Origin of the sequence: Streptomyces ossamyceticus, assembly GCF_001418475.1 — a bacterium.
Lineage (GTDB): Bacteria > Actinomycetota > Actinomycetes > Streptomycetales > Streptomycetaceae > Streptomyces > Streptomyces ossamyceticus.
On sequence record NZ_LIQX01000108.1, the window covers coordinates 21,821 to 28,711 of the forward strand.

A 6,891-nucleotide genomic window follows, 5' to 3' on the forward strand; every position below is an offset into this window, starting at 1 on the left:
TACGCAACAATGGCGTTGTGAAAAACGTTGGCGCGGCTCCGCAGGAGGAACTCGCGACCGGTGAGCGATCGACTCGCAACCGGGTCGCGCGGTCCATCCTGGATCACGGGCCGTCCACCGTGGCCGACCTGGCGGGCCGTCTCGGCCTGACCCAGGCCGCCGTCCGCCGACACCTCGACGCCCTGGTCGCCGACGACGTCGTGCAGCCCCGTGAGCAGCGCGTGTACGGCGCGCGCACGCGCGGGCGCCCGGCCAAGGTGTTCGCCCTGACGGACTGCGGCCGCGACGCCTTCGACCAGTCGTACGACAAACTGGCCGCGGACGCGCTCCACTGGATCGCGGACCAGGAGGGCGGGGAGCAGGCTGTCGCCGCCTTCGCCCGCGCCCGGGTCGCCGCGCAGGCCGGCGAGTACCGCAAGGCGGTCGAGGCAGCCGCCCCCGAGGACAGGGCCGAAGCCCTGGCCAAGGCCTTGAGCGCGGACGGGTACGCTGCTACGGCACGCAGTGCCCCCCACCCCCACCAGGGTGAGCAGCTCTGCCAGCACCACTGCCCGGTGGCCCATGTGGCCGAGCAGTTCCCGCAGCTCTGCGAGGCCGAGACCGAGCTCTTCGCCGAACTGCTCGGTACGCACGTCCAGCGGCTGGCCACCATCGCCCACGGCGACGGCGTCTGCACGACGTTCATCCCCAGAGTTTCCAAGTCAGCCACCAACGCATCCGCAAGCACGGCCGGGAGGAACCCCGCATGACTCTCCCCATCGAGGAGACCGCCCACCCTGAGCTCGAGGGCCTGGGTAAGTACGAATACGGCTGGGCGGACTCCGACGAGGCCGGCGCCTCTGCCAAGCGTGGCATCAACGAGGACGTCGTCCGGGACATCTCCGCCAAGAAGAACGAGCCGGAGTGGATGACCAAGCTCCGCCTCAAGGGCCTGCGCCTGTTCGAGAAGAAGCCCATGCCGAACTGGGGCTCGGACCTCTCGGGCATCGACTTCGACAACATCAAGTACTTCGTGCGTTCCACGGAGAAGCAGGCGGAGTCCTGGGAGGACCTGCCCGAGGACATCAAGAACACCTACGACAAGCTCGGCATCCCCGAGGCGGAGAAGCAGCGCCTCGTCGCCGGTGTCGCCGCCCAGTACGAGTCCGAGGTCGTCTACCACCAGATCCGCGAGGACCTGGAGGAGCAGGGCGTCATCTTCCTGGACACCGACACCGCCCTGAAGGAGCACCCCGAGCTCTTCAAGGAGTACTTCGGCACCGTCATCCCGGTCGGCGACAACAAGTTCGCGTCGCTGAACACCGCGGTGTGGTCCGGCGGTTCCTTCATCTACGTGCCGAAGGGCGTGCACGTGGAGATCCCGCTCCAGGCCTACTTCCGTATCAACACGGAGAACATGGGCCAGTTCGAGCGGACGCTGATCATCGTCGACGAGGACGCCTACGTCCACTACGTCGAGGGTTGTACGGCCCCGATCTACAAGTCGGACTCCCTGCACTCCGCGGTCGTCGAGATCATCGTCAAGAAGGGTGCCCGCTGCCGCTACACGACCATCCAGAACTGGTCGAACAACGTCTACAACCTGGTCACCAAGCGCGCCGTGGCCTACGAGGGCGCGACCATGGAGTGGGTCGACGGCAACATCGGCTCCAAGGTGACGATGAAGTACCCGGCCGTCTACCTGATGGGCGAGCACGCCAAGGGCGAGACCCTCTCCATCGCGTTCGCGGGCGAGGGCCAGCACCAGGACGCCGGCGCCAAGATGGTCCACATGGCCCCGAACACCTCCTCGAACATCGTGTCGAAGTCGGTCGCGCGCGGCGGTGGCCGCACCTCCTACCGAGGCCTGATCGAGATCGGTGAGGGAGCCCCCGGCTCGAAGTCCAACGTCCTCTGTGACGCGCTGCTCGTCGACACCATCTCCCGCTCCGACACCTACCCCTATGTGGACGTCCGCGAGGACGACGTCTCCATGGGCCACGAGGCGACCGTCTCCAAGGTCTCCGAGGACCAGCTCTTCTACCTGATGAGCCGCGGCCTCAGCGAGTTCGAGGCGATGGCGATGATCGTGCGCGGCTTCGTCGAGCCGATCGCCAAGGAGCTGCCCATGGAGTACGCGCTGGAGCTCAACCGGCTGATCGAGCTGCAGATGGAAGGCGCGGTCGGCTGACCCCAGACCTTCCGGTCCAGCAGCAGGCGGCCCGCCTCTCCGGGGCGGGCCGAAGATCGTAAACGTAGGAAGAGAGCAGACCGACAGCCATGGCTGAGGCTCAGAACTCCCCCAAGTCCTCGACTTCGCTCGGACAGGGGGGACCCCCACCGGTGGGCTCCACCACCGCCGGCTCGATCGCGGTGGCCGCCGAGTCGACCGTCGTCTCGCGCATGAGCGCGCCCCCGTCCTTCGACGTGGCGGACTTCCCCGTGCCGCACGGCCGCGAGGAGGAGTGGCGGTTCACCCCGCTGGAGCGGCTGCGCGGGCTGCACGACGGCACCGCCGTCGGCACCGGCGACGGCCTGAAGGTCGACGTGCAGGCCCCCGAGGGCGTCACCGTCGAGGCCGTCGGCCGTGACGACGCCCGCCTCGGCAAGGCCGGCACCCCGGTGGACCGCGTCGCCGCCCAGGCCTACTCGGCGTTCGAGAAGGCCGGTGTGATCACCGTCGCCAAGGAGACGGTCCTCACCGAGCCGATCCGCATCGCCGTGCACGGCGAGGGCGGCACCGCCTTCGCCCACCAGGTCATCGAACTGGGTGCCTTCGCCGAGGCCGTCGTCGTCATCGACCACACCGGTGACGCCGTGCTCGCCGCCAACGTCGACTACGTCCTCGGTGACGGCGCCAAGCTGACCGTCGTCTCCGTGCAGGACTGGGACGACAAGGCCGTGCACATCGCCCAGCACAACGCCCTCGTCGGCCGGGACGCCTCCTTCAAGTCGGTCGTCGTCACCTTCGGCGGTGACGTCGTCCGCCTCCACCCGCGCGTCACCTACGCCGGCCCCGGCGGCGAGGCCGAGCTGTTCGGTCTGTACTTCACCGACGCCGGACAGCACCAGGAGCACCGCCTGCTGGTCACGCACAACGTGCCGCACTGCAAGTCCAACGTGGTCTACAAGGGCGCCCTCCAGGGCGACGGAGCTCACGCGGTGTGGATCGGCGACGTCCTCATCGAGGCCGCGGCCGAGGGCACCGACACCTACGAGATGAACCGCAACCTCGTCCTCACGGACGGTGCCCGCGTCGACTCCGTGCCGAACCTGGAGATCGAGACCGGTGAGATCGTCGGCGCCGGCCACGCCTCGGCGACCGGCCGCTTCGACGACGAGCAGCTCTTCTACCTGATGGCCCGCGGTATCCCCGCCGAGGAGGCCCGCCGCCTCGTCGTGCGCGGCTTCTTCGCCGAACTGGTCCAGCAGATCGGCGTCGACGACATCGAGCAGCGCCTGCTCGAGAAGATCGACGAGGAGCTGGAGACCGTGTCTGGACCGGGCCGATGACCACCTTCGTACGCGCCTGCGGGCTGAGCGAGCTGGAGGAGGACACCCCCAAGCGGGTGGAACTCGACGGCACGCCGGTCTCGGTCGTGCGGACCGAGGGAGAGGTGTTCGCCATCCACGACATCTGCTCCCACGCGAACGTCTCGCTCTCCGAGGGCGAGGTGGAGGACTGCCAGATCGAGTGCTGGCTGCACGGCTCCGCGTTCGACCTCCGCACCGGCAAGCCGTCCGGCCTACCCGCGACGCGCCCCGTCCCCGTATACCCCGTAAAGATCGAAGGGGACGACGTGCTCGTCTCCCTCACCCAGGAGTCCTGAGGCACCCATGGCAACGCTTGAAATCCGAGACCTGCACGTCACCGTCGAGGCCGACAACGCCACGAAGGAGATCCTCAAGGGCGTCGACCTCACCGTGAAGCAGGGCGAGACGCACGCCATCATGGGCCCCAACGGCTCCGGCAAGTCGACCCTCGCCTACTCGCTCGCGGGTCACCCGAAGTACACGATCACCGGCGGCACCGTGCTGCTCGACGGCGAGGACGTCCTGGAGATGTCCGTCGACGAGCGCGCCCGCGCGGGCCTGTTCCTGGCGATGCAGTACCCGGTCGAGGTCCCCGGCGTCTCGGTCTCCAACTTCCTGCGGACCTCCGCCACCGCCATCCGCGGCGAGGCCCCCAAGCTGCGCACCTGGGTCAAGGAGGTCAAGGAGGCCATGCAGCGCCTCAACATGGACCCCTCCTTCGCCGAGCGCAACGTCAACGAGGGCTTCTCCGGCGGTGAGAAGAAGCGCCACGAGATCCTTCAGCTCGAACTGCTCAGGCCGAAGGTCGCGATCCTCGACGAGACGGACTCCGGTCTGGACGTCGACGCGCTCCGGGTCGTCTCCGAGGGCGTCAACCGCGTCCGTGAGACCGGCGAGGTCGGCACCCTGCTGATCACGCACTACACGCGCATCCTGCGCTACATCAAGCCCGACCACGTCCACGTCTTCGCGGGCGGCCGGATCGTCGAGTCGGGTGGCCCCGAGCTCGCCGACAAGCTGGAGAACGAGGGCTACGAGGCATACACGAAGGGTGGCGCATCCGCGTGACACAGCTGCCGGGCCTCCTCGACACAGAGGCGATCCGCAAGGACTTCCCCATCCTGGACCGTCAGGTCCACGACGAGCGGAAGCTCGTGTACCTGGACAACGCGGCGACCTCGCAGAAGCCGCGCCAGGTGCTGGACGCCCTGAGCGAGTACTACGAGCGCTACAACGCCAACGTCCACCGCGGTGTGCATGTGCTCGCCGAGGAGGCCACGGCGCTGTACGAGGGCGCGCGCGACAAGGTCGCCGCTTTCATCAACGCGCCCAGCCGCGACGAGGTGATCTTCACCAAGAACGCCTCCGAGTCGCTGAACCTCGTGGCGAACATGCTCGGCTGGGCCGACGAGCCCTACCGGGTGGACTCCGAGACCGAGATCGTCATCACGGAGATGGAGCACCACTCCAACATCGTGCCGTGGCAGCTGCTCGCGCAGCGCACGGGCGCGAAGCTGAAGTGGTTCGGCCTCACCGACGACGGCCGGCTCGACCTGTCGAACATCGACCAGATCATCACGGAGAAGACGAAGATCGTCTCCTTCGTGCTGGTGTCCAACATCCTGGGCACGGTCAACCCGGTCGAGGCGATAGTGCGCCGGGCGCAGGAGGTCGGCGCCCTGGTCTGCGTCGACGCCTCGCAGGCCGCGCCGCACATGCCGCTGGACGTCCAGGCCCTCCAGGCCGACTTCGTGGCCTTCACCGGTCACAAGATGTGCGGTCCGACCGGCATCGGCGTGCTCTGGGGCCGCCAGGAGCTCCTGGAGGATCTGCCCCCGTTCCTCGGTGGCGGCGAGATGATCGAGACGGTGTCGATGCACTCGTCGACGTACGCCCCCGCCCCGCACAAGTTCGAGGCGGGCACCCCGCCGATCGCGCAGGCGGTCGGTCTGGGCGCGGCGATCGACTACCTCAACTCGATCGGCATGGACAAGGTCCTCGCCCATGAGCACGCCCTCACCGAGTACGCGGTGAAGCGGCTCACGGAGGTCCCTGACCTGCGCATCATCGGCCCGGCCACGGCCGAGGACCGGGGCGCGGCGATCTCCTTCACGCTCGGCGACATCCACCCGCACGACGTGGGTCAGGTCCTCGACGAGCAGGGCATCGCGGTCCGGGTCGGGCACCACTGCGCCCGCCCCGTCTGCCTGCGGTACGGAATTCCCGCGACCACGCGAGCGTCGTTCTATCTGTACTCCACGCCGGCCGAGATCGACGCGCTGGTCGACGGCCTGGAGCACGTACGGAACTTCTTCGGCTGATGGGACGAGCGATCGCATGAAGCTGGACTCGATGTACCAGGAAGTCATCCTGGATCACTACAAGAACCCGCACGGGCGGGGCTTGCGGGATGGCGACGCCGAGGTGCACCACGTGAACCCCACGTGCGGCGACGAGATCACCCTGCGCGTGAAGTACGACGGTACGACCATCGAGGACGTCTCGTACGAGGGCCAGGGCTGCTCGATCAGCCAGGCCAGCGCCTCCGTGCTGAACGAGCTGCTCGTCGGCAAGGAGCTGACGGACGCGCGACGGATCCAGGAGACCTTCCTGGAGCTGATGCAGTCCAAGGGGAAGATCGAGCCGGACGACGCGATGGAGGAGGTCCTGGAGGACGCGGTCGCGTTCGCCGGGGTCTCCAAGTACCCGGCCCGGGTCAAGTGCGCCCTCCTCAGCTGGATGGCGTGGAAGGACGCGACGGCCCAGGCGCTGGGCGCCGACGCCGAAAGGAAGACGGCATGAGCGACACCGTGGAGATGAAGCCGGCCTCCGAGGAGGAGATCCGCGAAGCCCTGTACGACGTCGTCGACCCCGAGCTGGGTATCGACGTCGTCAACCTGGGCCTGATCTACGGCATCCACATCGACGACGCGAACATCGCGACGATCGACATGACCCTGACCTCGGCGGCCTGCCCGCTGACCGATGTCATCGAGGACCAGGCCAAGTCCGCCACGGACGGCCTCGTCAACGAGCTGCGCATCAACTGGGTCTGGATGCCCCCGTGGGGCCCGGACAAGATCACGGACGACGGCCGCGAGCAGCTTCGGGCGCTCGGGTTCAACGTCTGAGACGGACGGGACATGGGTGTGGCCCCCGGCGAATCGCCGGGGGCCACACCCATGTCGGTTTTCGACAGCCGGTCAGGACAGGCCCTTCTCCATGGCGAACGTGGCGTCGGCGAAGAACTGACCGCTGTGCTCGTAGCGCTCGATACGGAGCTGGAAGTTCCGGTGGCGCACGAAGTAACCCGGGTAGTTGACCGACTCCAGCATGATCGTGTCCGAGTACGCGGAGCGGGGGCAGAAGGTGGCGTCC

The 6,891-nt window shown here is 67.9% G+C and carries 9 protein-coding genes; 8 read left to right on the plus strand and 1 reads right to left on the minus strand.

Features of this window, described 5'->3' with window-relative positions:
• Positions 1-17 precede the first annotated feature (17 nt).
• The 8 genes from AOK15_RS09980 to AOK15_RS10015 all read left to right on the plus strand — a co-directional run bounded on the left by AOK15_RS09980 (position 18) and on the right by AOK15_RS10015 (position 6,644).
• Positions 18-749 (plus strand): helix-turn-helix transcriptional regulator, encoded by a 732-nt coding sequence (locus AOK15_RS09980; RefSeq protein ID WP_055514961.1) that lies wholly within the window; start codon positions 18-20, stop codon positions 747-749.
• Positions 746-2,170 (plus strand): Fe-S cluster assembly protein SufB, encoded by a 1,425-nt coding sequence (gene sufB, locus AOK15_RS09985; RefSeq protein ID WP_045560921.1) that lies wholly within the window; start codon positions 746-748, stop codon positions 2,168-2,170. The genes AOK15_RS09980 and sufB overlap by 4 nt, the downstream gene beginning before the upstream one ends.
• A gap of 89 nt (positions 2,171-2,259) precedes the next feature.
• Positions 2,260-3,492 (plus strand): Fe-S cluster assembly protein SufD, encoded by a 1,233-nt coding sequence (gene sufD, locus AOK15_RS09990; protein ID WP_055514963.1) that lies wholly within the window; start codon positions 2,260-2,262, stop codon positions 3,490-3,492.
• Positions 3,489-3,809, plus strand: a complete 321-nt coding sequence (locus AOK15_RS09995) for a non-heme iron oxygenase ferredoxin subunit (protein WP_055514965.1) — start codon at positions 3,489-3,491, stop codon at positions 3,807-3,809. Before sufD ends, AOK15_RS09995 begins: the two co-directional genes overlap by 4 nt.
• A gap of 7 nt (positions 3,810-3,816) precedes the next feature.
• Positions 3,817-4,581, plus strand: coding sequence for a Fe-S cluster assembly ATPase SufC (gene sufC, locus AOK15_RS10000; RefSeq protein ID WP_055514967.1), 765 nt, complete (start codon positions 3,817-3,819; stop codon positions 4,579-4,581).
• Positions 4,578-5,834, plus strand: a complete 1,257-nt coding sequence (locus tag AOK15_RS10005; RefSeq protein ID WP_055514970.1) for a cysteine desulfurase — start codon at positions 4,578-4,580, stop codon at positions 5,832-5,834. The genes sufC and AOK15_RS10005 overlap by 4 nt, the downstream gene beginning before the upstream one ends.
• 16 nt (positions 5,835-5,850) lie before the next feature.
• Positions 5,851-6,315 carry a Fe-S cluster assembly sulfur transfer protein SufU gene (sufU, locus tag AOK15_RS10010; protein ID WP_055514972.1) on the plus strand — a complete coding sequence of 155 codons (465 nt, stop codon included), beginning with the start codon at positions 5,851-5,853 and terminating at the stop codon, positions 6,313-6,315.
• On the plus strand, positions 6,312-6,644 hold the full coding sequence (locus tag AOK15_RS10015; protein WP_055514975.1) for a metal-sulfur cluster assembly factor: 333 nt from the start codon (positions 6,312-6,314) through the stop codon (positions 6,642-6,644). The genes sufU and AOK15_RS10015 overlap by 4 nt, the downstream gene beginning before the upstream one ends.
• Positions 6,645-6,716: 72 nt before the next feature.
• On the opposite strand, the gene AOK15_RS10020 is transcribed toward AOK15_RS10015, so the two are convergent.
• Positions 6,717-6,848 carry an AbfB domain-containing protein gene (locus AOK15_RS10020; RefSeq protein ID WP_240508372.1) on the minus strand — a complete coding sequence of 44 codons (132 nt, stop codon included), beginning with the start codon at positions 6,846-6,848 and terminating at the stop codon, positions 6,717-6,719.
• Between the last annotated feature and the right edge of the window lie 43 nt (positions 6,849-6,891).

Excerpts from the sequence above, each read along its gene's own strand:
- AOK15_RS10020 (WP_240508372.1), bottom strand. The coding sequence starts at position 6,848 with ATGCTGGAGTCGGTCAACTACCCGGGTTACTTCGTGCGCCACCGGAAC.
- AOK15_RS10015 (WP_055514975.1), top strand. The coding sequence starts at position 6,312 with ATGAGCGACACCGTGGAGATGAAGCCGGCCTCCGAGGAGGAGATCCGC.
- AOK15_RS09995 (WP_055514965.1), top strand. The coding sequence starts at position 3,489 with ATGACCACCTTCGTACGCGCCTGCGGGCTGAGCGAGCTGGAGGAGGAC.
- sufC (WP_055514967.1), top strand. The coding sequence starts at position 3,817 with ATGGCAACGCTTGAAATCCGAGACCTGCACGTCACCGTCGAGGCCGAC.
- sufU (WP_055514972.1), top strand. The coding sequence starts at position 5,851 with ATGAAGCTGGACTCGATGTACCAGGAAGTCATCCTGGATCACTACAAG.
- sufB (WP_045560921.1), top strand. The coding sequence starts at position 746 with ATGACTCTCCCCATCGAGGAGACCGCCCACCCTGAGCTCGAGGGCCTG.
- sufD (WP_055514963.1), top strand. The coding sequence starts at position 2,260 with ATGGCTGAGGCTCAGAACTCCCCCAAGTCCTCGACTTCGCTCGGACAG.